This is a genomic window from Archangium sp., assembly GCF_036389735.1.
Classification (GTDB): Bacteria; Myxococcota; Myxococcia; order Myxococcales; family Myxococcaceae; genus Archangium.
Genome location: NZ_DASVWK010000680.1, coordinates 1 through 23,961 on the forward strand (window position 1 = coordinate 1; position 23,961 = coordinate 23,961).

Sequence of the window (23,961 nt, forward strand, 5' to 3'; positions counted from 1 at the left end):
CCGCCCTGTTCCTGCTCGGCTACACGCGCGTCGAGGAGGTGCTCGGCCTGCCCCTGCATCAGCTCATCCACCGCTCTCCCGGGACGGGCTCGAAGGAGGGAGGCTGCCAGGTGTGTGTCGGCTTCCGCTCGTCCGAGTACGTCCAGGGGGAGGACGAGGTGCTCCGGTGCGCCGATGGAACGGAGATTCCCGTGGAGTACCGCGCCCATGCCGTGCGACGGGGCGGCGAGCGGGTGGGCTTCGTGGTCACCTTCAGTGACATCAGTGAGCGCAAGCGGGTGGAGGAAGCCCTGCGGCGCTCGGAGGCCAGCTTCCGCACCCTCATCGAGCGCGCTCCGGACGCCATCATCGTCCACCGCGAGGGGATGCTGAGCTTCGTCAACGCCGCGACGGTGCGGATGCTGGGCTATGAGCGCGCGGAGGAGCTCCAGGGGAGGCCGGTGGAGGCCGTCGTCCTCCATGGAGAGGCGGTCGCCCTCACCCGCTACTCGGGTGTGGATACGCTCTGCGAGGTGCATTTCCGGCATCGCGCGGGCCGGCTGGTGATGGGCGAGGTGGTGTCATTCCCCCTCGTCTTCGATGGCGAGCTGGCGATGGTGTCCATGGCGCGCGATGTGACCGAGCGCAAGCAGGTGCAGGAGAAGCTGCGGGCCTCCGAGCGCATGGCCTCCCTCGGGACGCTCTCCGCGGGCATGGCGCATGAGGTCAACAATCCCATCGCCTTCGTGCTGAGCAACCTGGGCTTCATCCACGATGAGCTGCACGCGTTGGTGGGCACGGACGAGAAGCTGGAGGGGGCGCGGTGGCGGGAAGTGGTGGAGGCGCTGCGGGAGTCGAGGGCGGGCTGCCAACGCATCCGTGACATCGTGCGAGACCTGAAGACCTTCTCGCGTGGAGACGACGAGAGTCGCGGCCCGGTGAACCTGCACGCGCTGCTCGACTCGTGCGCGAACATCGCTCGGGGAGAGATCCGCCACCGCGCCAGGCTGGTGAAGGACTACGGCGTGCTCCCGCCCGTTCATGGCAACGAGTCCCGACTGGGGCAGCTCTTCCTCAACCTGATCGTCAACGCCGCCCAGGCCATTCCCGAGGCGGACGAGAAGTCGCATGAGATCCGCATCACCACCACGCATGAAGGGGAGTGGGTGGTGGTGGCGGTGAAGGACAGCGGGATTGGCATTCCTCCGGAGAACCGTGCCCGGCTGTTCGATCCCTTCTTCACGACGAAGCCCATCGGGGAGGGGACGGGGCTGGGCCTGTCCATCTGCCATGGCATCATCGTGGGCATGGGCGGGCGCGTCGAGGTGGAGAGCGAGGTGGGCCAGGGCAGCACCTTCCGGGTCTTCCTGCCCATGCGCGCGGACGGAGCCAAGGGACGGGAAGAGACCGGCCGCGAGCGGGATGATGCGGCCTAGACGCGGCTCAGAAGGGCGCTCCTCCTGTCTGGACATCGATCTGACCGCTGTTGAGGGTGCGGAGGAGCCGGTCGATGGCCTCCTGGCTCTGGGGCCCGGTCAGCTGCGTGAGGAGCTGGCGGAACTCCTCGGCCTGGGTGGGGCCCCACTTCCGCGAGGTGAGCGCGGCGTCGATCAACCGGTCCACCTGGCGGCGGGCCTCGAGCTGGACCGGTGAGGGCGGGGGAGGAGGGGCGGCGGGCTCTGGCGTGGCCGGCACCGCCGCGGTTGCGGCCCGCAGCTCCTCCTTGATGAGGCGGGCCAGCTCCGCGCGCAGGGCCTGGGTGTCCAGCGCACCGGGCGGCAGGGTGAGGGTGCAGTGCTCGCCCGGTGGGGCCCGGAGCTTCCCCTCGAGGACCTCGAGCTGTCGCGCCTGGGCCTGGAGCAGGCGCAAGACCTCCTCGTCTCGGCTGGGGGGGCGCGGCCACCCTCCCACCGCCAGTCCCAGCCCCAGGCCCGCGAGCGCGGCCAGTGTCGGTCGGAGGTTCATCTCCCTCGCGCCCGTGGCCTACGGCTGCTTCGGTGCGTAGTACGAGTTCTGGACGACGAGCAGGTAGGTGCAGGTGCTGCCAACCGACGAGTCGTAGTTGAAGCGGATGTAGCTGTCGCTCTGGATGGACTGGGCCACGTTCACGTAGTTGGGATCCGTGGTGACGCAGCTCACGTACTGGCCCGCCGCGTTCTTGGCGAAGCAGACCACCGTGACGGACCCCGAGGAGACGTTGTTCGTGGAGAGCTGGCAGCCGATGTACTGGGTGGCGTCCGCGCTGTTGCGAGCGCTGCCCATCGAGCCCATGGCGGTCACCGTGGGTGCGTTGGAGGTGGTGTTGATGACGACCTCGCTGGTGGCCTTGGCTCCCGCCAGCGCACCCGTGCTCAGCAGCAGCGCTCCCACGACAGACACTCCCACGAACTTCCCTGTCCTCATGCGTCGTCCTCCCCAGTAAGGGGCCCAGGGTAGCATGGGTGGCCCTCAGTCCCCGTGCCCCGGGTCGGACCGGGCGGGAGCGCCGCGAAGCAGGAGCCTCAAGGGCAGCACCGCGGCGCCCACCAGTCCCACGAGTCCCAGCCATGGCCACGGTGTGGCGAGCAGCGGGGTGACGCGCGCGCGGAGCTCGGGAGGCGTCTGGGCCATCACCATGAAGGAGGCCGTGCCGAGCACGAACCAGGCGAACCCCTTGCGCAGCGTGCCCGCGGCGATGCGCCCCGCGAGCCGCCCGCCGATGAAGCTGCCCCCCACGGCCGTGGCCAGGACGGCGGCGGTGAGTCCCCAGGGCAGGTGCACGTGGCCCAGGTGCCCGAGCAGCCCGGCGGTGCACTGGAGCGAGATGACGACGAGCGAGGTGGCCATGGCGATGGGCGTGGCCAGCCCCAGCAGGACGAGCGCGGGCACGATGAGGAACCCACCTCCGGCGCCCACGAGCCCCGAGAGCAGGCCCACGGCGCCGCCCTGGACGAGCACCCGCGCCACGGGAAGTCGCGCGGGCACCACCTCCGGCGCGGGAGCGGGGGAGTCCTTGCGCCGCAGCATGGAGACGGCGGCGGCGACCATCACGGCGGTGAAGAGGAGCAGCAGCACGCCCGGCGGGAGCAGGCCGGACACGCGCCCGCCGACGAAGGCGCCGGACATGCCGCCGGCCCCGAAGACGAAGGCGGTGCGCCAGCGCACCCGGCCGGCGAGCGCGTGCAGCCCGGCGGCGGAGGCACTGGTGACTCCCACCACCAGCAGGGACATGGCGATGGCCGTCTTCGGCTCGACGCCGAGGACGTAGACCAACAGGGGGACGGTGAGGATGGAGCCGCCGCCGCCCAGCAGCCCGAGCAGCACTCCGATGAGCAGTGAGGCGGCGATGCCCAGCACCATCATCGGGTCAGTGTACCTCACCTCGAGACCCACGGCTCACGCGCGCCCGCGCAGCATCAAATCCCAGTAGAGCCGTGGCAACCCGTACTTCTTGAGCAGCCACATGTCTCGCCGCTCGCGGAGGGTGTCGATGAAGGGAATGCTGGGCGTGGGCTTGCCGTCGTAATCGAACTCGGCGAGCAGCAGCTTGCCGTAGCCGGTGGTGAGCGGGCAGGAGGCATAGCCATCGTACGTCGCGGTGGGCTCCCGTCCGGCCATGACGGCGAGCAGGTTCTCCACCAGCACGGGGGCCTGCTTGCGGATGGCCGCCCCCGTGCGCGAGGTGGGCAGGTCCGACGCATCTCCCAGCGCGAACACCTCCGGGTGGTCCGGGTGCTGGAGCGTGTGCTTGCGTGCCTTCACCCAGCCCTTCGTGCCTCCGTCCTGCCACGCCAGCGGGCTGCGCTTGATGAAGTCCGGCGCGCTCTGTGGCGGGCACACATGGAGGAGGTCGTACGGAAGGACCGTCTCCTCGCTGCTCCCATCCTCCTTCGTGCGCCTGAAGACGGCCTCGTTGCTCTCCCCGCGCACCTCGGTGAGGTCGTGCTGGAAGCGCGTGTCGATTCCGTAGCGCTTCACCACCTGCTCCAGCACGGCGGCGAATTCCTTTACCGCGAAGAGGACCTTGCCCGCCGAGGCGAAGACGACGTGGGACTTGTCGCTCAGCCCCCGCTTCCGGAAGTGGTCCGCCGCCAGGTACATGGCCTTCTGTGGCGCGCCCGCGCACTTCACCGGCGTGGCCGGGTGCGTGAACAGGGCCGTGCCTCCCTGGAAGCCGCGGAGCATCTCCCACGTCTTCGGCGCGTAGCGCACGTCGTAGTTGCTGGAGACGTTGGGCCGCTGCTCCAGCGCCTCGCGCAGGCCCTTCACCTTGTCCCAGTCGAGCTGGATGCCCGGTGCCACCACGAGGAAGTCGTAGCCGATGCGCTTCCCGCCTCGCGTCCCCACCACCCGGGCCACCGGGTCCACCTCCTCCGCCCAGTCCTGGAGCCACGTCACGCCCTTGGGGATGTAGCGGGCCTCGTCGCGGCGGGTGTCCTCGATGCGCGCCTGCCCCGCGCCCACCAGCGTCCAGAGCGGCTGGTAGTAGTGGTGCGTGCTGGGCTCGAGGAGGGCCACGTCCTTCTGCCCCGCCTGCGCCAGTCGGGCCGCCACCGAGATACCCGCCGTGCCGCCTCCGATGATGAGGATCCGGTGCCGCTCGGTGCCGAGGTGTCGAGAAGCATGCATGGCTCTACTCCCGCACCGCCACTCCATAGAGTTTGTCGAACAGGGTCAAGCAGGCCACGGTGGCGGCTTTCGCCCATCGGACAAGCAGCCCGTTGTCCGCGGGGGGTTCTTTCGGGACGACGGGGTCCGTTTCCTGGGTGCTGGCGACGGATAGCAAGAGGCTCTCCCAATAAGGGTTCAAGAAGAGCCCATCCGGGTCCATCTCCAGGCGCATCTCGAGCCAATCATCCATCCGGGGGTACACCTTCCGCAGGTACTGGAGATCGAAGACGGTCTGACCGTACTGCGTGCCGAACAGCGGCAGGTACTTGCCCCAGTGCAAGCGCACGCCTCCCACATCCAACAGGCGTTTCCAGTACTGCTCGAAGAGATCCTCGGGCACGCCCTCGTCGTAGGCCCACCGGTAGGGATCCACCCGGAGGGAACCTCCCTCGTGCGCGGGGCTGAGCCAGAAGGGCGACGGCTTCCCGGCGTAGAGCTCCACCGCGAGGTTTCCCGCGACGCGTTGGTCGGCCAGCAGCTCCCGCAGGATGCCGAGCACCTCGTCCGCCTTGTCCAGGGGGAACCACAGCTCCGTGAACAACACCCTGAGGATGTCATCGGTGCGCACCGTGTCGTCCATGGGGAGCGTCAGGTGCCACGCGTCGCGGAACGTCTGGGGCGCTCCCAGCGGGAGGAACGGTTTCATCAACGCTCCGATGAACTGGTGGGTGAGGTCGCTGTCCGGATCCAGCCCCAGGCTGCCGTTGATGATCCTCAGCACCAACGCCGCCATGAGGTTGGAGAACTCGTCGCGCAACGGGGGCTCGTACGGGTCGCGGGGGCCCACGCGCTTCGCGACCTGTTTTCCCTTCCACAGCGTCACCCGCTGCACGTTCTTCTGGGGGTACCAGTTGAGGCGCAGGTACTCGTGCGTGCGGAGGGCCTCGACGAGAGCGTCGCCGCCGAGTCCAGGTGCCAGCAACGAGTCCTCCAGCTCCTGGTTCCCCTCTTCGCCCTCGACCCAGTAGCTCGTGCCCACCTTGAGGGTGACATGGGTGATGACGCCGAAGAGCCCCATCGACACGCCGGCGGCGGCGAACTCATTGGTGCCGCGGCGGAATGTCCGTACCTCTCCCTTCCCGTCGACCAGCTCGAGCTCCTCCACCGCGTCGGAGAAGGAGTGCATGAGCGAGCCGCCATCCGAGCCCGTCTGGATGAAGCCGGCGATCGTCTGGTGGGTGATGCCTCCGGTGATGGGGAAGGCGAAACCCCGCGCATCGAGCCAGCGCGTCAGCGTGTCCGTGGCCCGCTGGCTGGGGTCCGCGGGGTTGGGGCCGAGGTAGCAACCCGCCCCCACCCGCACGAGGTTGAAGCCATCCGCTGTCCGAGACTCGAGCAGCTCGATCTTCCGCAGCTCGCCATCGAGCAGCAGGGTGAAGTCTTGCGAGGCGCCGAAGATGACGTCCCGGACGGAGTGCTGTGAGCCCAGGACGCGGACCCTCTTGCCCTGGTTCCTCGCGGCGTCGAGCAGCAACCTGACGTGCTCGGTGGACCTCGGGTGGAAGATGTCCGTCCGGGGGTCCCAGAACTCACGCAGGGCCGGATCGGGAGGTGGGATCGGAGGGCCTCCAATTCGCCCCCCGTCGGTGCTCTGCTCCCTGCGCTCCTCCTGGGTCTCCTCGACGTCCGGCTTCAGGAAGGCGAGCAGTTCTTCGGGGGAGCGCTGCTCCACGCGCTGTGGGTCCTTCTGGAATTCGTCCAGCAACTGTCTGAATCGGTCAGCGGATGAAGTCGAGTCCATGTGCCCTCTATGCCTGGCCGCGCTGCGGGTTCTGGAAGAAGGTGGCGAGCTGCTCGGTGCTTCGTTTGAACAGCCCTCCGAGGAGGGGCTCCAGGGTCCCGAGGACGGGCCGTGTGAGCCGCGAGGGGGTGTAATGGATGCGCCAGCGGAAGAGGGTGCTCCCGTCGTCCATCGGCTCGAAGGTCACCTCCTGCAGCATCTGGGCGGCGAGCGGGAGGGAGCAGCTGTCGATCGACGCGACCCAGCGCCGCCCACGTTCCGCCTCGCACACGTGGAACCTCACCGACATGAAGGTGAGGGTCTCGGTGTAGATGCGACGATCGGGTGGCGCCTCCGGCGTGTGCAGGTCGATGTGCAGGAACTGGTCGAGCCACTCGGCGCCATGAGCGAGCTCGGTGAACTCGTCATAGACCTGCTCGGGGGAGGCCGGCACGCGGGCCGAGTTGTCGATGACGCGATGGGCCCGCCCCGCGAAGGAGGGCTCGCTCGGGGTGAGCGCGAAGACGAGCGGCCACGCCGGGCGGAGTCGTTGCTGTGATGGTGCGACGGAATCAAACATGGGTACAGCTCCTGCGGTCGGGCCTTCACATGGATAGACACACCCCGCTCCACCCTGTGAAGGCCCGCTCGCCCGCCGACCAGCCCGCCTAGGAAGGCCCCTGGTCGCTCGGGGGAAGCACGACGGTGAACGTGCTGCCTTGTCCCACCGCCGACTCGACGTGGATGCGGCCGCCGAGCACGGCCACCAGCTCGCGCACCAGGGCGAGCCCCAGCCCCAATCCCGGCGTGTGCTTGTGGTCGATGGGTTCGAGCTGCTCGAAGGGCTGGAAGATGCGCTCGCGCACCTGCTCGGGGATGCCGGGCCCGGTGTCCTGGACGGCGAACCAGTGCCCCTGGGCTCCATGCCCCACGGAGACGTGGACGGAGCCCCGCGGCGTGTACTTCAGCGCGTTCATCACCAGGTTGATGAGGACGAGGCGGAGGAGCCGGGAATCGCTCTCCAGCGCGGGCACCTCCTCCGGAGACAACAGCTCCAAGCGCAAGAGCTTCTGCTGGGCTTGAGGCAGCAGGTCCTCCACCACCTCGCGGGAGAGCCCCACCAGGTCGAATCGCTCCACCTTCACCACCAACTGCCCGCTCTCGATGCGCGTGTACTCCAGGATGGATTCGATCAGATCCGCCAGCCGCTTGAAGGAGCGGTTGATCTTCTCGAGGGAGGCCGCCGGGTCACGGCCCCTTCCGAGGGAGTGGAGGTGGAGCTGGATGGCGGTCAGCGGCGTGCGCAGCTCATGGGAGACGAGGCGCAGGAAGGTGCTCTTGGCGAGGCTGGCCTTCTCCGCCTGCTCGCGCGCGAGCGTGGTGGCCGTCAGCGCGGCCTCGAGCTGCCGGTGCCGGAGCGACACCTCCCGGGCCAGCTCCTCCACGTCGTTCGTCCGGGTGGCCACGTCCTGTCGCAGGGTGTCCCGCACCCGCTTCATGGCGACGAGGTTGTGCGCCCGCACCCGAAGCTCCTCGGGGTGGAAGGGCTTGGTGAGGTAGTCCTGCGCCCCCTCGCGCAGGAGCGCCAGCTTGAGGGCCTCGTCCGCCTTGGCCGTGAGGAGGATGATGGGAAGGCAGGCGAGGCTCTCGTCGGCACGCACCTCACGGACGAGCTGATCGCCACTCAGCTCGGGCATCATCATGTCCGTCACGAGCACGTCGGGCCGAAGCGCCCGGGCCTTCTCCAGGCCCTCGCGCCCGTTCTCGGCCGTCATGACCCGCATCTCGGTGCCGAGCGTCTCCGAGATGAAGTTCCTCATCTCCACGTTGTCCTCCACGACGAGGGCGAGGTGGGAGGAGTCGACCGTGGGCCCAGGCGCGGCCGTGACAGAGGGGGTGCGAAGCTCCGAGACGCCCTGCCGGGCGGCGACCTCCAGCATCGTGGCCACTACTGCGGGAGGCTGCTCCCGCACGGGGACGCCCTGGGGCGCGGTCCGCGGCAGCTCCACGGTGAAGCGTGCTCCCCCCAGGGGAGACTCATCCACGGTGATGCGACCGCCGTGCAGCGTGACGAAGTCCTTGGCGATGGTGAGCCCGAGTCCCGTCCCACCGAAGCGCCGCGTCGCGCCCCCCTCGCCCTGCCGGAAGCGCTCGAAGATGACACCGCGCAGCTCCGGCTTCACCCCTGGGCCGCTGTCCTCCACGGTGAGCAGCGCCAGGTCGTCGCGCGAGGCCAGCGCCGTGCGCACCGTTCCGCCCCGAGGGACGAACTTGAAGGCATTGGAGAGCAGGTTGAGCAGCACGCGCTGGACCTTCTCGGCGTCGAACTGACAGGGCAGCGACGCGGGGGCCTCCACGGCGAGGACCACCTGCCGCTCGGCGGCCAGCGAGGGAAAGTACGCGGCGGTGCGCCGGACGAGCTGGGCCAGGTCGCCCTGGGTGTACTGGGCCTCGACCTTGCCGGCCTCGAGCTTCGACGCATCCAGCAGATCATTGACGTGCTTGAGGAGCAGCTCCGCGTTGCGGTTGACCGTCTCCAGGTCCCTTCGTTGGGCGGCGGTGAGGCCCGTGTCGTCCAGCAGCTTCTCCACCGGGCCGAGGATGAGGGCCAGGGGCGTGCGCAGCTCGTGGCTGACGTTGGCGAAGAACTGGGTCTTGAGATCCTCGGACTCCTTCACCCGGGCGTAGAGGGACTCCAGTTCCTTGTTCTTGGACTCGAGCTGCGTCCGGCGCTCCTCGGCCAGCCGCGCGGCACTCGCCAGCTCGGCGATTCTTCCCTTGAGCGGGACGAGGTAGACGCCCGTCAACACCGAGGCCGCCGCCGTCACCACCTTCACCCCGCCCGCGAGCCAGTAGTGCGCCTGCCAGACGTTCCACACCTCCATGAAGTGCGTCAGCCCGCACGCGCCGATGAAGACGCCGAACGCGATGATCATCCCGCTGAAGGGAAGCCGGATGCGCCGGACGAGGAAGTAGAGGGTGAGCGAGATGAAGAAGTAGGCCGCGCCGATGAAGAAGTCCGACAGGACGTGCATCCACACGAGCGGTGGCTGCCAGAGGTAGCAGTGCCCGTGGGGCATGTACCAGTCGCCGCTGGACACCTGCCCCAGGAGTTCGTGGAACCAACCTCCGCCAGCACCCGCGGGCTCGGCCGCGGTGGCTGGGTGTTCGTGAGTCATCGGGGCTCCTCGGCGCCTCCCCCACCCTCGCGATGATGGGCAGGGCGCCGTAATTTTTGCCGGGGTCTGTAATACCTCCCGTGCGGTGGTAAACGTCCTCACGCCCGTAGGCCGATCCAGGAGAGCAGGGAGGATGCTCTGGCTCGGACCATGCTTATAGTCCCGCTCGAGATGCGGAGCGCGCGAGACATACACCCGGTCACGGCGTACTCGGTGGACATCAGTCCATCGGCCTGGAGTCAGCTCGCCACCCTGGCGACTGACGACTACGGGCGCATTCGCGAGAAGCTGGATGCCATCGCCAACGAGATGGGCTCCACGCGGCAGTCCCACCCACCGCGGGAGGCGGGCAGCACGGACCCGCGGGCCTTCATCGTCGAGGGGTACGCCGTCCTCTATGCGGTGGACGCCGAGCGCACGCGAGTTACACTCCTGGAAGTCACGAGGCGGATTGCGGAAGAGGAGTAGCCCGCCGGGATTCCGAGCAGGCAGTCCTGGACTGGCGCTTTGTCCACCTCCTGTTGAACCTTGAGAGGCGAGGGCCGGGTTCCTCCGCCCCATCCAGGAATGCGTACATCACGGGAAATCCGGGAGGAGATCGAGGCTCGTTTCGGGTTCTTCCCTCCATTCTTCGCTCCCGCCGAGGACAACCCCGCGGTGCTGGAGAACCTCTGGCAACAGACGCGCCAGAGCTACGTGGAGAACCCCCTCCCCGTCCTCTTCCGCGAGAAGCTTTTCACCTACCTGTCGCGCTACTGCGTGGTGCCCTACTGCATCCTGTGCCACGCGTGCGCGCTGCGGCCGCTGGGGATGAAGTCCTCGGAGGTGCTGGACCTGCTGGAGCACCTCCCGCCCGCTCATGGCTCCATCGACGAGGCGCTCGCCCGCATGGATGCACAGGGGGAGGAGCCCATTGCCTGGCCGGAGCCCGGCTCGCACCTGGAGGAGGACCTGTTCCGCTGCGCCGTCTTCCTCTTCGTCCACCAGTACCAGACGGAGCGGTGCCGGCAGCGGGTGCGCCGGCTGCTCGGCTCCGAGCGCTACGGGCACCTCGTGGTGTTCCTCGCCTACGTGAAGTCCTGCCACCTGTGGGTGGAGTCCCATCCGGAGCTGGTCTACGAGGCGGACCGGCGCGTCGAGGAGAACCTGGGGCCGCTGCTGGAGGAGGAGCCGCGCCTGGGCGACTTCTTCGCCCACTACAGCGAGCGGGTGAACGAGGAGCGGCAGGAGCGCGAGCGGCGGCTGGTGGAGGCGGCGGCGGCGGGCCAGCGCGCGGAGGCGCTCTCGCAGGCGCTCCGAGAGCAGGCGGTGGCGCTTCAGGAGAGCGAGACGCACCTGCGGCTGGCGATGGAGTCGGCCTCGCTGGGCACCTGGGACTTCGCCCCCCTCAGCGGCGAGCTGCGCTGGGACGAGCGGTGCAAGGCCCTCTTTGGACTCCCGGCGAACCTGGAGGTGGACTTCGCCACCTTCCTCGCGGGCGTCCACCCGGAGGACCGGGCCCGGGTGGAGGCCGCCATCCAGCGCGTGTTCCAGCCCGGCGGCGACGGGGAGTTTCTCGAGGAGTACCGCACCCGGGGGCTGCTGGACGGCGTGCAGCGGTGGCTGTCCTCGCGAGGCCGCTGCTTCTTCGACGAGCAGGGCCGGGCCGTGCGCTTCATCGGCACGGTGATGGACGTCACCGTCCGCCGGCGCGCGGAGGACAACCTGCGCTTCCTCGCCCAGGCCAGCGAGGTGCTGACCAGCTCGCTGGACTACGAGGACACGCTGCGGCGCATGGCCCGGCTGGCCGTGCCCGTGCTCGCCGACTGGTGCGCCGTGGACGTGGTGGACGCGTGGGGCAAGGGGCGCCGGATCGTCCTCATCCACCGGGACATGGAGAAGGTACGGCTGGCCGAGGAGGTGGATCGGCTCTACCCCCGGGCCGAGGACCTCGAGACCGCCTCCGCCCGGGTGATGCGCAGCGGCGAGTCGCTGCTGGCGCGGGAGCTCTCCGACGAGGCGCTCGCCCGCTACGCGAAGGACGCGGAGCACCTGCGCCTGCTGCGTGAGCTGGGCCTGCGCTCCCTGCTCGTGGTGCCGCTGCGCTCGCGCGAACGGGTGCTGGGCGCCATCACGCTCGTGCGCGCCGAGACCAGTCTGCGCTATGGCCCGGAGGAGCAGCGGCTGGCCGAGGACCTCGCGCGCCGGGCGGCCATCGCGGTGGACAACGCGCTGCTCTACGGCGAGGCCCAGCGGGCCATCGGGCTGCGCGATGGCTTCCTCCAGGTGGCCGCGCACGAGCTGCGCACGCCCGTCACCTCGCTGAAGCTCAACGCCCAGGCGCTGGTGGCCAGCGCCCGCCAGGAGGGCCCCTGGTCCGAGCGCACCGTGGCGCGGCTCGAGGGCATGGAGCGCAGCGTGGGCCGGCTGAGCGTGTTGGTGAACGAGCTGCTCGACGTGTCCCGCATCACCTCGGGCCGGCTGGTGCTGCACCCGGAGGAGCTGGACCTGGCCGCGCTGGTGCACGAGGAAATCGAGCGCATCCGCCCCGAGGCCGAGCGCGTCGAGTGTGCCCTGCACGTGCGGGTGGAGGGGCCGGTGGTGTCATGGTGGGACCGGCTGCGGCTGGAGCAGGTGCTGAGCAACCTGCTGTCCAACGCCCTGAAGTATGGCGGGGGCCGGCCGGTGGAGGTGTCCTTGAGCGCGTCCGAGACGCGGGCCGTGCTGCGGGTGCGCGACGAGGGCATCGGCATCGACACCGCGATGCAGTCGCGCATCTTCGAGCGCTTCGAGCGAGCGGTGAGCGACCGCCACTACGGGGGCCTGGGGATGGGGCTGTGGATTACCCAGGAGATCGTCACCGCCATGGGTGGCACCATCCGCGTGGAGAGCGCACCGGAGCAGGGGGCCACCTTCACCGTGGAGCTACCCCGGACGGAGGCTCACGCCGGGGGAAGCGGACGGTGAAGGTGGTGCCCTCTCCGGCGAGGGAGCGCACCTCCACGGCCGGGGAGTGCATCTCCCCGGTGGGAGGGAGCATTGCCGCGACTCCGCCGTGCGCGCGCACGATCTCATTCACGATGAAGAGGCCCAGGCCAATGCTGCCGCTGGCCTTGTCTCCCTCGTGGGCGCCCCGGCGCATGGGCTCGAAGAGCCGGGGGAGCAGCGCCTCCGGGATGGGGTCGCCCGCGTTGTGGACGGTGAGCTCCACATGTTCATCCAGGCCCCGCGTGACGACGCGGACGGGGGTGTCCGGAGGGCTGTAGGCCAGCGCGTTGTTGAGCAGGTTGGTGAGGACCTGCGCCACCCGGTCCCCGTCCCACTCGCCCTGGCCGTCGCCGTGCTGTTCCACCTGGAGCTGGCGCTCGGGGTGGGTGGTCCGCACCTCGTCCACCACCTGCCGGGTGAGTTCGTGCAGGTCCAACAGCCGGCGCTGGATGGGGAGGCCGCCGCCCAGCCGGGCCTTGGTGAAGTCCAACAGGTCGTGGATGAGCCGGCTGGCGCGCTCCGACGCGTTGAGGATGCCGTGGAGGGCCTTGGCCTGCCGCTCGTCCATGTCCCGGCGGCGCAAGAGCGTGGTGGCGTACAAGTGGATGGCGTTGAGGGGGTTGCGCAGGTCATGGCTGACGATGCCGATGAGCTGCTGCTCGAACTCCGCGGCGTCGCGCAGCCGCTGGTTGGCCGCGCGCAGCTCTCCAACGAGGAAGGCCCGCTCCAGCAGGCCGGAGAAGACCTCCACCAGCATCTCGAAGAAGCGCCGGGCGCGGGGCTCGAAGGCGCGCGTCTGCCTCACTCCCACGTAGACGATGCCCAGCAGCTTGCCCTGGGGCCACAGGCGCTGGCCGAGCAGCGAGTGCAGGCCGCTACAGCGCAGCGCATCGCGCACGGGCAGGGGGGTGTACGAGGCATCCGGCAGGTGGAGGGGCTCCTCCGCGCGCGCCACCTGGGTGGCGAAGGAGGGGCTGTCCAGTGGGACGAAGTCCTCCGGCGAGGGAGGGGGGCAGGCGCCGGTGGCGGCGACGGGCACCAGCCGCGTTCCCTCCCGGTTGACCAGGAGCAGCTCCGCGCCGTCCGCACCCAGCCCCTCCTGGATGACCTGGAGCAGAGGGGCGAGCCGCGGGCCCAGGGTCTCGGGGTGGTGGCGCTCCAACGCCTCGGGGGCGACGGACTCCAGGCGGCGCAGGCTGCGCTTCTCCGCCTGCCTGTCCTCCGCGCTGTAGCCGCTGAAGGTGGCCACCACCTGGTCCATCGCGTCCTGGAGCTCCTGGAAGAGCAGGACGGCGTCCTCGGGTGCGGGCTGCTGCTCGGCGGGCAGCTCCTCCCAGAGGGTGGCGAGGAGGCGGCCGAGGAGGACGTACTCACTCGTCACCTCCGCCTGGGTATAGCCCAACCGCAGCCGCAGGCCGATGTGGCTCTCCTCCAGGCGCTGCTTGGTACAGGCCGGGTCCTCCCGGTAGCCCTGACGGGAGATGCGCGCGAGGGTGTCGAGGTACTCGGGGAAGGTATTGGTGACCTGATAGGCGCTGAGCCCCCGCGAGGATTCCAGCCTGCTCGCCTCCTCGAGGATGCGCTGGATGAGGTGCTCCCGGTGGGTGTCGATGAAGTCCGCGACCTTGGGCATACCGGACATCCGAAAAGGACAAGATGGGGATGCCCTCCGGAAGCCACCAGGGGAGGCGCGTGGAGAGGGGCGAGCGGGGAGGCGCGCTCACGGGTTGCCACGAGCCCGGGAGGTTGTCCTCGTGCCGCGGCGTGTCGAGAGTTTCCCAACGACGGAGGTGAGCTCTCTTGGGAATGTTGCTGGAAGGAGAGTGGCGTACGGACTGGTACGCCCCGAACGAGGCCGGACGCTTCGAGCGTCCACGGACGCGCTTCCATGACCGGGTCTCCGCGCGAGGTGAAGGGCGCTTCCCGGCGGAGGCGGGCCGCTACCATCTCTATGTCTCCTATGCCTGCCCGTGGGCGAGTCGCACGCTCATCATGCGCAAGGTGAAGGGGCTGGAGGAGGCGGTGGGCGTCACGGTGTTGGATCCGCGCATGGGGCGCGAGGGTTGGCGCTTCGGAAACTATCCGCGCTCGGACACGGACAAGCTCAACGAGGCGCACTACCTGCGCGAGGTGTACCTGCGCGCGGACCCGCACTACTCGGGGCGGGTGACGGTGCCGGTGCTGTGGGACGCGCGCGAGCGGACCATCGTCAACAACGAGTCCCGCGAGCTGATGCGGATGCTGGACACCGAGTTCGACGCCTTCGCGCGCAACCCGGTGACGCTCTGGCCCGAGGGGCTGCGCGAGCAGGTGGACGAGACGATCGACGCGCTCTACGACTCGGTGAACAACGGGGTGTACAAGGCGGGCTTCGCGACGAGCCAGGGCGCGTACGAGCTGGCGTGCCGGGAGCTGTTCGGCGCGCTGGAGCACTGGGAGCAGGTGCTGGAGCGGCAGCGCTACCTGTGCGGCAACGTGCTCACCGAGGCGGACATCTGCTTCTACACGACGCTGGTGCGCTTCGACTTCGTCTACTACTCGCACTTCAAGTGCAACCTGTCGCGCATCCAGGACTACCCCAACCTGTGGAACTACCTGCTGGACCTGTACCAGACGCCCGGGTTCGCGGAGACGACGAACATCGACCACATCAAGGTGCACTACTACTGGAGCCAGGACGCGGTAAACCCCTCGCGACTGGTGCCGATGGGGCCGGCGGTGGACCTGCTGGCGCCGCACAACCGGGACCGGCTGGGCCCCCGGCTGATGGCCCCGGCGTCGAGCGTCACGAGGCACTGAGTCCCCCCTCGGGCGGGCCCCTGGTGCACAATGCGCGTGCACCAGGGGGAACGCACATGGGACACCTCACCACGCTGTCCACGTTGGTCCGCACGAGCCTCGCCACGGGAGCGCGGCGCCTGAAGCGAGGGCCGCTGCGGCCCGGGTGGAGCTTCAAGTACGAGGCCACCGTGGCCTTCATGAAGGCCCTCAACGAGCGCGTCATCCACCTCGATGCGCCCACGCAGCGCGCGGAGATGGAGTCGCTGTCCCTTCCCTCCGCGGCGCTCAAGCGCGTGAAGCGCGAGCCGGTGGACGCGGGCGGAGTCCCCTCCGAGTGGTTCATCCCCCACCAGGGCGCGAGCGAGGACGTGGTGCTGTACCTGCACGGGGGCGCGTACGTCTACGGCTCCACGCGCACGCACGGGGACCTCATCGCGCGCATCGCCCTGGGCACGGGAGCGCGGGCGCTGGGGCTCAACTACCGGCTGGCACCCGAGCACCCCTTCCCCGCGCCCGTGGAGGACACCGTGGCCGCCTACCGCTGGCTGCTGTCCACGGGGGTGAAGCCGGAGCGCGTGGTGTTCTGCGGGGACTCGGCGGGAGGAGGGCTGGCCATCTCCGCGCTGGTGGCGCTGCGAGACCGGGGCGTGCCGCTGCCGGCGGGGGCGGTCGTCATCGCTCCGTGGGTGGACCTGGAGTGCAGCGGCGAGAGCGTGGAGCGCAACAGCCTCCAGGACTGGGGCGACAAGCGCATGCTGCTGCACTGGGCGAAGTGGTACCTCGGGGAGGCCCACCCGAGGGAGCCGCTCGCCTCTCCCTGGTACGCGGACCTGCGGGGGCTGCCGCCGCTGTTCGTGCACGTGGGCACCGCCGAGATGCAGCACGACGACGGCGCACGCATCGTCGAGAAGGCGCGGGCCGCGGGCGTGCGCGCCCACCTGGAGGAGTGGCCGGAGATGGTCCACAACTTCCAGACCTTCGGCGAGGGCTTCCCCGAATCCGTGCGTGGCACCGCGAAGCTGTGCGAGCACCTCCGGGGCCTGACGGCGTCCCCGCTTCCCCTCGCGAGCGTTGGGTAACGCGCTCCTCGGAGAGGGTGCACTGTTGCTCCTCCGACGCTCATGCCGCTGGGGGCAGGTAAAAGGGAAGTAGGGGGATTGCCGGCAATACCGGCGTTGCGGATACTTGGCCCCACATGGGAGGGCCGGGTGGGTGTTCGCCCGGGGAAACGCGAGGGCAGGGGGCCTCTCGCTCGTTCTGGGGTCTCGCCCCGTCTGGGAGCCACACATGGCCCGGCACCACAGCAGAGGCACTCCCCACGTGAATGGCGGCAGCTCCGGACTGTTCCTGCAACTGCTCACCACCGAGTGGACGAAGGAGTCGCGAGGCGGAAGCGGGGCGCGGCTGCGCAACACCACCCCGCTGGCGATGGCGCTGCCCGAGTCCTGGCGTGGGCCGGATGACGGCACGCTCCGGGTGCACCATGTGTACTTCTCCGAGCAGCGGCGGTTCCTGCCCCGGGAATGGACGAAGGTGCACAAGGAGAAGTCCTTCGTCGAGGCGGAGGCCTTCCGCGTCGAGTGCACGGAGGAGGGCGTGCGGGTGCTGCTCGACTACGCCCGGATGGGGATGCCCGGTCGGCGCGAGGGGAGCGGCCTGTCCCGGGGCGAGAAGCACGAGGAACTCTTCCTCCTGGCTCCCGGCCAGTGGGGGCGCGGCGTCTACAACGAGCGCATCGAGTATTGGGACTCGGGGCATTGGGGCTACTGCAAGCACGTGCTCAACGTGGGGCTGCTGCGGGACGCGAGCCCGGACGTGTTCCTCACCACCGAGCCGACCCAGCGGGTGGTGCGCGAGTTCCCGCCGCGCCAGCGCGGACCGGCGGCCGTGGGGTCGGACTCGGCCGGGATTGAGACCGCGGCCCCGTGACTCAGAGCGCTTCGAGCGCTGACACCCATTGATGGAAGTGAAGAGCTTCAGGAGACGTTTGGAGGGCGCCGTTGTCGGGCCCTCGTTGATCTCCTCGGGAGGCCGCCCGCCGAAGACGTTCTTCTCCCAGTGCGTCCGAAGTGCAGAAGGGCGTCCGCACCGCCTGACTGCGCCACATAGACCTGCAATCGACCTTCGATGAGGTGGCGCAGCAGCCCGAAGACCGAGATGAAGTTGCTCTTTCCCGCGCCGTTCGCGCCAATGAGCACGTTCAACGGCTTCAAATCCAACCGCATCTCGCGGATGGACTTGAAGCCTTGGATCTCGATTCGGTCGAGCGTGGTGGGCATCGTGTCCCCAGCTTACCCTTCTACCTCCCGAAGATGCCCCGGACGCGCTTCTTCGCCTCCTCCTCGGCCCGCTTGCGCGCGGCCTCCGCTTCCTGCCGCGCCCGCTCCTCCACCTCCTGCTTCCGCTTGTCCGCCTCGGCTCGCGCCGCCTCCTCCGCGGCCTTCGTGCCGCCGGTGATGACCTCCCCCACCTTCTTGCCCTTCTCGCCCAGCAGCTCCGTGGCCGCGCTCGCCGCCGCCATCTTGGCGATCGCCGTCGCCGCCGGCTTCACGTCCAGCCCCGTCACCTCCGGGCTCCACGCCTTGCCCGTCAGCTTCAACGCCAGGGGAATCGGATCGGTCGGCTTCGCCCGCCCCGCCGTCATCTTCTGCACCAGCGGCGGCCCCATGTTCACCGTCCCCGCCAGGTCCAGCGTCCCGTCCAGTCCGATGCCGCCGTCGAAGCTCATCGCCACGTCTGGCCTCGTCCAGGTGATGGGCTTCGAGAGCTGCGCCACGCCGTTCTTGATCGTCACCCCGAACGGCAACTGCTCCGAGAGCTGCGTCACTCCCTCGTTGTTCAGCACCTTGCCAGCGAACGGCAGCGCCTTCACCAGCGGCCCCGATACCGCCGCCGGGATGTCCGTGCCGAAGAAGGCTCCGCCCAGCAGGTTGCCGTCGATGGCTCCGGCCAGTCGCTGCTGGAGGCTCTCCACCGAGTAGCCCACGCCCGACAGGTTCATCTGCCCGTCGAACGTCCCGCCCAGCACCTTGCGCGGCACCCGCTTGGACATCGCCTGTGCCACGTCCATCCCGCGCACCTCCGCCTTCAGCTCGAAGGGCCGCTGCTCGGCGGCCGGCCCCAGCCGCACCGTGCTCCCTCCCGCCGACACCGTGCCGCCGTACACGCCCGTGGTGAAGCGCTCCACCGTGATGAGGTCGTCCACCATCTTCAGCTCGGCCACCATGTTGGACAGGTCCATCTCGTTCATCCGCAGCGAGCCAATCTCGAACAGCATGTCCCCGCGCATGCCGTTGAAGCGCTTCGGATCCGCGGGCCCCTCGGGCGCGCCACCCGTGACGGCGGTGACCTCCTCATCCGTCATGAGCAGCTCGTCCGCGTTCAGCCGCGGGCTCTTGAGCGCCATGGCGAACGTCGTCGTCTGCTTCGTCCCCTGGCCCGCCTGGGAGAACGAGGCCGTGCCCGTCATCGTGTACTCGAGCAGCGCCACGCTCAGCCGGCCCAGGTCCACCTTCATCGGTGCCTTGCCGCGCGCCGGCTGGTACGTGCCCGCCGTGTCCACCGTGAAGCGCTGGCCGGGCGGCTTGTCCAACAGCGTCCCCGGCCTCAGGTCCGCGCCCGTCAGGTCCATGTTCGCGTCGAAGCGCAGCGCGCCTCCGCTGGCCGCGGCCCCGGTGAGCCGGGACGTCAGCCGCATGGGCGCTCCCGCCTCCTTGGAGAGCTGCGCGGGGATGCGCAGCCGCACCGGCGTCAGGTCCACGTCCGCCGTCAGGGCCTGCGCCTCTTGCGTGCCCCCGCCCCGCACCACCAGCCCGATGGGGCCCGACACCTGGTTGGCCACCTGCTTGCGCAGCGGCGGGTAGTACTCGGCCAGCACCGCCGGGTCGAGGTTCTGCCCCACCAGCTCGAAGTCCTTCACCACCGGCGTCTCGGAAAGCAGCCCCTTCACCTGGCCCTTGCCGGTGATGCGCGCGGGGCCGAGCTCCACGAGGAACTTCTCCAGCGACAGATCCCCCGCTTTCATGTCGCCCGTGACGTTGGTGTCCAGCACCACGTCGAGCGCCTTGCCGCCCTCGGCCCCAGCGAAGCGCAGGCCCTGGGCGCGCAGGCCACCCGTCAGCTTCGTGGGCCCGTTGCCGCCGGGCACCGCCGCGCCGAGGTCCGCCGTCCAGTCCGCCTGCACCTGGCCCGCCTGGAGCCCCACATCCGGGCCGAGGAAGGGTCCCAACGGCGCCAGGTCGATGGGGTCGGCCTTCAGCACCAGACGCTCGGGCACCGGGGTGAGCGAGGCCGGCAACGGCGCCGCCTGGAGCGTCATGTGCAGGTTCTGCTTCTCCGCCAGCACCGCGGCGTGCAGCGCCACCTCCAGCGGCTTGCCCGCCCGCAGGTCCTTCACCTCGATGTCCAGGTCCGTGATGGCCAGCTCGCGCGCCTGTGCCCCGCTCCGGTCGAGGAAGCGGATGGTGGCGTCGGTGAGCGCCGCCCGGTCCACGCGCACGCCCGAGAGATCCTTCGGCGGCTGCTCCTCGGCGGGAGGCTCCTCCTCGGGCTGCTGCTGGGCGAGCTTCTCCTGGAGCCGCGAGACATTGGTGGTGCCGTCCGGCAGCCGGACGACGTTGACGGTGAGACCCTTGGCCTCGGCGTTCTTCACCTGGATGTCCTTGCCGCGCGACGTCAGCGCGGGCCAGAGCGCCACGCCCACGTCCAGCCGCTTCAGCTCCACCAGGGGCACGGGCTCGCCCTCGGCGGCACCCACCACCACGTCCTCCACCTCGACGCCCAGGTGGGGGAGGAGCTGCGTGGAGATGTCGCCAATCTCCACCGGCCGGCCGAGCTGCTGCGAGAGCAGTGCGGCCTCGGTGCGGGCGCGCTGGAGCAGGAAGGAGTCGAGCCGCGACAGGGCGATCCCCACGACCACCACCAGGAGCAGGACGATGCCGCCCAGGACATAGGGCCAACGCTTCTTCTTCGGATGCTGTTCGGACATCACGCGTTACCTCCTCCAGCGAGCGGACTCCCGTGGTTTGCTCGGAGCCCGGGCTGGCAGGCGGGGGAAGCCATAACCCAGAGGGGCTTCTGCCGCACGTCCCTCGTGTACGGGGGTTGGGGACTGGATGTTGAAGATGGCATTCACCGGCTTGGACGGCAGGGGGTGGCGAACATGCACCTGGGCCCCGGACGTGGAGTCCGCCCGCCCGCTCCCCGAGCGGTACCCGGGTCGAAGTGCCTTCCCTGGGCCGCGCCGGAGGATGGACACTGGGAGCGTGATGCTTCGCTCGATCCTCTATTGCGCCGCCCTGCTCCTGGTCCCCGCGTGCACCGCGCGTACGGGCCCCGCGCCGACGGCCTCCTCGTCCACCATGGCCCCCTCCGCCGCCGATGCCGAATACACCCGCTTCGCCCGCGAGTACCTCGACGCGTACTACGCCGCGCACCCGGTGCGCGCGACGAACCTGGGACTGCATGCCCACGACACCCGGCTGCCGGAGCTGACGGCCGAGGCCTTCCAGCGCCGGGCGGAGGCGCTGCACGGGTGGCTCGCGCGGCTGGAGCGGCTGGAGCGCTCGACACTCACGGGGGATGCGGTGTTCGACGTGCGCATCCTGGAGAACGCCCTGCGCGCGGAGTTGCTGTCGCTGGAGGAGACGCGCGAGTGGCAGCGCGACCCGATGTTCTACAACAGCCTCCTCGCGAGTGGCCTGTCGTCGCTGACGCAGCGCGAGTTCGCTCCGGTGGAGGAGCGGATGCGGAGCCTGATGGCACGCATGGCGGGGGTTCCGGCGGTGGTGGCCTCGGCGAAGGCCAACCTGCGCGACGTACCGAAGCCATGGGCGGAGCAGGCCCTGCGCGACACGCGCGGTACGGTGGGCTTCCTGCGCACGGACCTGCCGAAGGCGTTGGAGGCCCAGGGGCTGGCGCGGGTGGACGCGGCGCTGCGCCAGGAGTTCTCCACCGTGCTGGCGAGGGCCACGGCCGAGGTGGAGGGCTTCGCGCGCTGGCAGGAGCAGGAGCTGTTGCCGAAGGCGAACGGGGACTTCCGGCTGGGGAGGGCGCTCTTCGAGAAGAAGCTCGCGCTGGAGGAGCACGTGGCGCTGACGGCCGAGCAGCTCCGGGACATCAACGAGCGGGCCATCCGCGAGTACCAGGCGTGGGTGGCGAAGGAGGCGGCGCGGGTGGATGCGACGAAGTCTCCGGCGGAGGTGATGGACGCGCTGGTGCACGACCACCCGACGGCGGAGGAGCTGATTCCCACGGCGCGCAAGCAGTTGGAGGAGTGCCAGCGGTTCGTGCTGGAGAAGGGACTGCTGACGCTGCCCTCGGAGCGGTTGCCGACGGTGCGCGAGACGCCGCCATACGCGCGGATGGGCTTCGCGTCGATGGACACCCCGGGGCCGTTCGAGACGCGAGCGACGGAGGCCTTCTACAACATCACCAACGTCGAGGCGGGGTGGACGGAGGAGCAGAAGGCGCAGCACCTGACGTACTTCAACCACGCGGGGCTGCTGGGAATCACCGTGCACGAGGCGATGCCGGGCCACTTCGTGCAGTTGTTGTACGAAGCCCAGATTCCCACGGAGGTGCGCAAGGTGTTCACGCCGACGTCGTTGGTGGAGGGCTGGGCGCACTACGTGGAGCAGATGATGGTGGACGAGGGCTTCGGCGGGGGAGCGCCCGCGGTGCGACTGGGGCAGTTGCGGCGAGCGTTGCAGCGGCATGCGCGGTGGTACGCGGGCCTGTCGATGCACGCCTTCGGCGAGTCGGTGGAGGGAGCGGCGAAGCGGTACGCGGAGATCGCCTACTTCGAGCCCTTCCCGGCGCTGCGCGAGGTGCAGCGCGGCACGTTCAACCCGACGTACCTCTATTACGCGCTGGGGCGGATGCAGATATTGAAGCTGCGCGAGGACTACCGGCGCTACCTGGAGGCGCGGGGACAGACGTTCTCGCTGCGCGACTTCCACGACCGGTTCCTGCGGCTCGGGCTGCCGGTGTCGCTCGCTCGGCAGGTGCTGATGCCGGGCGACACGGGACCGTCGCTGGAGTAGGCGTGGGGCTCACTCCCAGGTCCAGCGCTCGGGGTTCCATGTCTCCCCGCCGCTGCCCAGGACTGGAGCCATAAAGGCACTCGCGGCGCGATGAACGTCCGCGAGCGTGGGCCAGGGCAATTCATGGTCTCGCGCCATGCGTGCGTACAGGGTGTTCCAGAAGGTCGGCGGTGATGGCATCGAGCCAGGGAGGGGATGCGTACCGCGGAATGCGAAGGTTCGCTCGAGCGCCGCACGTAGACGTGTGCGAGTGAAGGCTCCGGTCTGGGCCAGGAGCGCGACATCTGGCAAGTCCTTCACCCGGGAGTTCTCGCGCCCTCGCGGAAGCGTGTAGGCGTGCAGTTTCTCGGCGATGTGCGTTTCGCGAGGGTAGACGCGGAGTCGCGAGCGCGGGAGGCCCGCGAAGGAGAGAAGGTCACTTCCTTCGAGGTGCTCGACCTCACCCGTCATCATGTCGCCGAATGCGGCATCGACTCCGAATGGGTCTCCATACGGACTGTTCGCGAGCCGGGCTTCGGCGCGGAAGCGGCGGCCTTCGTAGAGGATTCCCTCTCCCTCGAGCATGCCGCCGTCCGAGGTGAGGTTCACTTCGAAGAAGAGGTGGTCCCCTTCGTCGCGTCGTCCCGCGGACTGGAGGTGCTTGAGCAGGGAATCGGGACTCCCCGTGCAGCGCAGATCCACATCCTTCGTGGCGCGAGCCCTGGCGAGACGCATTTCGAGCACCACACCTCCTTTGAGCGTGGCGCTCTCCCCGAGTACCGCGAACACCCGTACGAGAAAGCGCTCGAAGATGAGTCGCTGACGCAGTCGGTTCATGGGGATGCCCTGCTGCGTTGCGGCACTGCGCAAGCGGGTTTCAAGCGCCTGCTTGAAGGCACCGGGGGTTGCGTATCGCCTGGAAGTCACGAACCGAGTCTACCTGAAAAGTCACCTCCTCCCAAAAGAGCGGGGCAACCTGTCTCGTAGTTCGTCCGGAGCCGCGAGTCCCCGTTGTTGAATCTGTCTGTAGGCGGAGTGAATGAACTCGGGGAGAACCGCCGAGGTCGCGCAATCCACGAGTGTGCGGAGGGGCGAAGTCACGGGGACTCCTCCAACCCAGACCAGATCCGCTCCCGCGACGTCCGCGAAGTACAGGCGAACTCCGCGAGGCACACGCAGCCTTCGCCGAGCCCAGGCCGCAGGCAAGGTGAAGTGGTGCACGGCGGGCAGCGCATCCGAGAGATGATGCAGGCACAGCGCTGTTTCATGGCTGAAGACACCCGCTTGCTGGCTCCACAGCCAGAGGATGATGAGGTCTTCGTGCTCTCCGGCCGGGTAGTGCGCGAGGCGGTAGACACCTCGGCGGGCACGTTCAAGGCGTCCCTGCTTCACGTGATGGGTCAGGAGCGGCAGTGAGTAGCCAGCCTCCTGCGCCTGTCGTGTGGTGACGTAGCCCCCCTGGCCGGCGGCGACTTCGTACAGTCGCTCCCAATCAGGTGGATTCGGGCGCTTCGCCTGCATGCACGAATGTTAAATCCGGTTGAACATTCGTGCAACGGAAGGCTCCTGGTCTACCTTGGCCGCATGACCCGACGCCTGGCTGACCTCGAGCCCCTGGCCGCCATGGGGTTGTCGCTCGCGGCGTCAGGGGCGCTGCTCCTCC

Annotated in this window: 19 protein-coding genes; 7 read left to right on the forward strand and 12 right to left on the reverse strand. The window is 69.3% G+C overall.

From position 1 onward, the window contains the following. Positions 1 to 1,415, forward strand: a 1,415-nt coding sequence (locus VF794_RS23910; RefSeq protein ID WP_331114181.1) for an ATP-binding protein, incomplete at its 5' end; no start/stop codon positions are given. 7 nt (positions 1,416 to 1,422) lie between these two features. Here VF794_RS23910 and VF794_RS23915 read toward each other — a convergent pair. The 7 genes from VF794_RS23915 to VF794_RS23945 form a co-directional block, all read right to left on the reverse strand. Then, positions 1,423 to 1,944 (reverse strand): hypothetical protein, encoded by a 522-nt coding sequence (locus VF794_RS23915; RefSeq protein WP_331114183.1) that lies wholly within the window; start codon positions 1,942 to 1,944, stop codon positions 1,423 to 1,425. Between the two features lie 18 nt (positions 1,945 to 1,962). Continuing rightward, on the reverse strand, positions 1,963 to 2,382 hold the full coding sequence (locus VF794_RS23920) for a hypothetical protein (RefSeq protein ID WP_331114185.1): 420 nt from the start codon (positions 2,380 to 2,382) through the stop codon (positions 1,963 to 1,965). Between the two features lie 45 nt (positions 2,383 to 2,427). Then, positions 2,428 to 3,339 carry a sulfite exporter TauE/SafE family protein gene (locus VF794_RS23925; protein ID WP_331114187.1) on the reverse strand — a complete coding sequence of 304 codons (912 nt, stop codon included), beginning with the start codon at positions 3,337 to 3,339 and terminating at the stop codon, positions 2,428 to 2,430. Positions 3,340 to 3,354: 15 nt separating this feature from the next. Continuing rightward, the gene (locus VF794_RS23930) at positions 3,355 to 4,587 is read right to left on the reverse strand and encodes an FAD/NAD(P)-binding oxidoreductase (protein ID WP_331114189.1); all 1,233 of its coding nucleotides are present in this window, start codon (positions 4,585 to 4,587) and stop codon (positions 3,355 to 3,357) included. Between the two features lie 4 nt (positions 4,588 to 4,591). Further along, positions 4,592 to 6,301 carry a D-arabinono-1,4-lactone oxidase gene (locus tag VF794_RS23935; RefSeq protein WP_331114191.1) on the reverse strand — a complete coding sequence of 570 codons (1,710 nt, stop codon included), beginning with the start codon at positions 6,299 to 6,301 and terminating at the stop codon, positions 4,592 to 4,594. Between the two features lie 76 nt (positions 6,302 to 6,377). Next, positions 6,378 to 6,929, reverse strand: coding sequence for an SRPBCC family protein (locus VF794_RS23940; RefSeq protein WP_331114193.1), 552 nt, complete (start codon positions 6,927 to 6,929; stop codon positions 6,378 to 6,380). An 88-nt stretch (positions 6,930 to 7,017) separates the two neighbouring features. Beyond that, entirely contained in the window at positions 7,018 to 9,528 is a 2,511-nt protein-coding gene (locus VF794_RS23945; protein ID WP_331114195.1) for an ATP-binding protein, read from the reverse strand. Positions 9,529 to 9,699: 171 nt separating this feature from the next. Here VF794_RS23945 and VF794_RS23950 point away from each other — a divergent pair, with 171 nt between their 5' ends. Both VF794_RS23950 and VF794_RS23955 read left to right on the forward strand, forming a co-directional pair. After that, the gene (locus VF794_RS23950) at positions 9,700 to 9,996 is read left to right on the forward strand and encodes a hypothetical protein (RefSeq protein WP_331114197.1); all 297 of its coding nucleotides are present in this window, start codon (positions 9,700 to 9,702) and stop codon (positions 9,994 to 9,996) included. A gap of 99 nt (positions 9,997 to 10,095) precedes the next feature. Beyond that, complete coding sequence (locus VF794_RS23955; RefSeq protein ID WP_331114199.1) at positions 10,096 to 12,474, forward strand: sensor histidine kinase; 2,379 nt, start codon at positions 10,096 to 10,098, stop codon at positions 12,472 to 12,474. Here the strand turns inward: VF794_RS23955 and VF794_RS23960 are convergent. After that, complete coding sequence (locus tag VF794_RS23960) at positions 12,422 to 14,128, reverse strand: HAMP domain-containing sensor histidine kinase (RefSeq protein WP_331114201.1); 1,707 nt, start codon at positions 14,126 to 14,128, stop codon at positions 12,422 to 12,424. The two genes, VF794_RS23955 and VF794_RS23960, sit on opposite strands and share 53 nt — an antisense overlap. A gap of 173 nt (positions 14,129 to 14,301) precedes the next feature. On the opposite strand from VF794_RS23960, the gene VF794_RS23965 reads away from it, so the two are divergent. The 3 genes from VF794_RS23965 (at position 14,302) to VF794_RS23975 (ending at position 17,205) form a co-directional block, all read left to right on the forward strand. Beyond that, positions 14,302 to 15,294, forward strand: coding sequence for a glutathione S-transferase family protein (locus VF794_RS23965; RefSeq protein WP_331114203.1), 993 nt, complete (start codon positions 14,302 to 14,304; stop codon positions 15,292 to 15,294). Between the two features lie 56 nt (positions 15,295 to 15,350). After that, positions 15,351 to 16,355 carry an alpha/beta hydrolase gene (locus VF794_RS23970; RefSeq protein ID WP_331114205.1) on the forward strand — a complete coding sequence of 335 codons (1,005 nt, stop codon included), beginning with the start codon at positions 15,351 to 15,353 and terminating at the stop codon, positions 16,353 to 16,355. A 208-nt stretch (positions 16,356 to 16,563) separates the two neighbouring features. After that, positions 16,564 to 17,205, forward strand: coding sequence for a hypothetical protein (locus VF794_RS23975; protein ID WP_331114207.1), 642 nt, complete (start codon positions 16,564 to 16,566; stop codon positions 17,203 to 17,205). A gap of 47 nt (positions 17,206 to 17,252) precedes the next feature. Here VF794_RS23975 and VF794_RS23980 read toward each other — a convergent pair whose 3' ends face one another. Together VF794_RS23980 and VF794_RS23985 are read right to left on the reverse strand one after the other, a co-directional pair. After that, a complete protein-coding gene (locus VF794_RS23980) occupies positions 17,253 to 17,555 on the reverse strand; it encodes an AAA family ATPase (protein WP_331114209.1) in 303 nt (100 codons plus the stop codon). 20 nt (positions 17,556 to 17,575) lie between these two features. Beyond that, positions 17,576 to 20,263, reverse strand: a complete 2,688-nt coding sequence (locus VF794_RS23985; RefSeq protein WP_331114211.1) for an AsmA family protein — start codon at positions 20,261 to 20,263, stop codon at positions 17,576 to 17,578. A gap of 280 nt (positions 20,264 to 20,543) precedes the next feature. On the opposite strand from VF794_RS23985, the gene VF794_RS23990 reads away from it, so the two are divergent. After that, positions 20,544 to 22,319 carry a DUF885 domain-containing protein gene (locus tag VF794_RS23990; protein ID WP_331114213.1) on the forward strand — a complete coding sequence of 592 codons (1,776 nt, stop codon included), beginning with the start codon at positions 20,544 to 20,546 and terminating at the stop codon, positions 22,317 to 22,319. 9 nt (positions 22,320 to 22,328) lie between these two features. Here VF794_RS23990 and VF794_RS23995 read toward each other — a convergent pair whose 3' ends face one another. Both VF794_RS23995 and VF794_RS24000 read right to left on the reverse strand, forming a co-directional pair. After that, complete coding sequence (locus VF794_RS23995) at positions 22,329 to 23,135, reverse strand: nucleotidyl transferase AbiEii/AbiGii toxin family protein (protein ID WP_331114215.1); 807 nt, start codon at positions 23,133 to 23,135, stop codon at positions 22,329 to 22,331. Between the two features lie 111 nt (positions 23,136 to 23,246). Then, on the reverse strand, positions 23,247 to 23,819 hold the full coding sequence (locus VF794_RS24000; protein WP_331114217.1) for a type IV toxin-antitoxin system AbiEi family antitoxin domain-containing protein: 573 nt from the start codon (positions 23,817 to 23,819) through the stop codon (positions 23,247 to 23,249). Positions 23,820 to 23,961: the final 142 nt, after the last annotated feature.

Excerpts from the sequence above, each read along its gene's own strand:
- VF794_RS23915 (WP_331114183.1), bottom strand. The coding sequence starts at position 1,944 with ATGAACCTCCGACCGACACTGGCCGCGCTCGCGGGCCTGGGGCTGGGA.
- VF794_RS23920 (WP_331114185.1), bottom strand. The coding sequence starts at position 2,382 with ATGAGGACAGGGAAGTTCGTGGGAGTGTCTGTCGTGGGAGCGCTGCTG.
- VF794_RS23930 (WP_331114189.1), bottom strand. The coding sequence starts at position 4,587 with ATGCATGCTTCTCGACACCTCGGCACCGAGCGGCACCGGATCCTCATC.
- VF794_RS23940 (WP_331114193.1), bottom strand. The coding sequence starts at position 6,929 with ATGTTTGATTCCGTCGCACCATCACAGCAACGACTCCGCCCGGCGTGG.
- VF794_RS23945 (WP_331114195.1), bottom strand. The coding sequence starts at position 9,528 with ATGACTCACGAACACCCAGCCACCGCGGCCGAGCCCGCGGGTGCTGGC.
- VF794_RS23950 (WP_331114197.1), top strand. The coding sequence starts at position 9,700 with ATGCGGAGCGCGCGAGACATACACCCGGTCACGGCGTACTCGGTGGAC.
- VF794_RS23955 (WP_331114199.1), top strand. The coding sequence starts at position 10,096 with ATGCGTACATCACGGGAAATCCGGGAGGAGATCGAGGCTCGTTTCGGG.
- VF794_RS23960 (WP_331114201.1), bottom strand. The coding sequence starts at position 14,128 with ATGCCCAAGGTCGCGGACTTCATCGACACCCACCGGGAGCACCTCATC.
- VF794_RS23965 (WP_331114203.1), top strand. The coding sequence starts at position 14,302 with ATGTTGCTGGAAGGAGAGTGGCGTACGGACTGGTACGCCCCGAACGAG.
- VF794_RS23970 (WP_331114205.1), top strand. The coding sequence starts at position 15,351 with ATGGGACACCTCACCACGCTGTCCACGTTGGTCCGCACGAGCCTCGCC.
- VF794_RS23975 (WP_331114207.1), top strand. The coding sequence starts at position 16,564 with ATGGCCCGGCACCACAGCAGAGGCACTCCCCACGTGAATGGCGGCAGC.
- VF794_RS23980 (WP_331114209.1), bottom strand. The coding sequence starts at position 17,555 with ATGCCCACCACGCTCGACCGAATCGAGATCCAAGGCTTCAAGTCCATC.
- VF794_RS23985 (WP_331114211.1), bottom strand. The coding sequence starts at position 20,263 with ATGTCCGAACAGCATCCGAAGAAGAAGCGTTGGCCCTATGTCCTGGGC.
- VF794_RS23990 (WP_331114213.1), top strand. The coding sequence starts at position 20,544 with ATGCTTCGCTCGATCCTCTATTGCGCCGCCCTGCTCCTGGTCCCCGCG.
- VF794_RS23995 (WP_331114215.1), bottom strand. The coding sequence starts at position 23,135 with ATGAACCGACTGCGTCAGCGACTCATCTTCGAGCGCTTTCTCGTACGG.
- VF794_RS24000 (WP_331114217.1), bottom strand. The coding sequence starts at position 23,819 with ATGCAGGCGAAGCGCCCGAATCCACCTGATTGGGAGCGACTGTACGAA.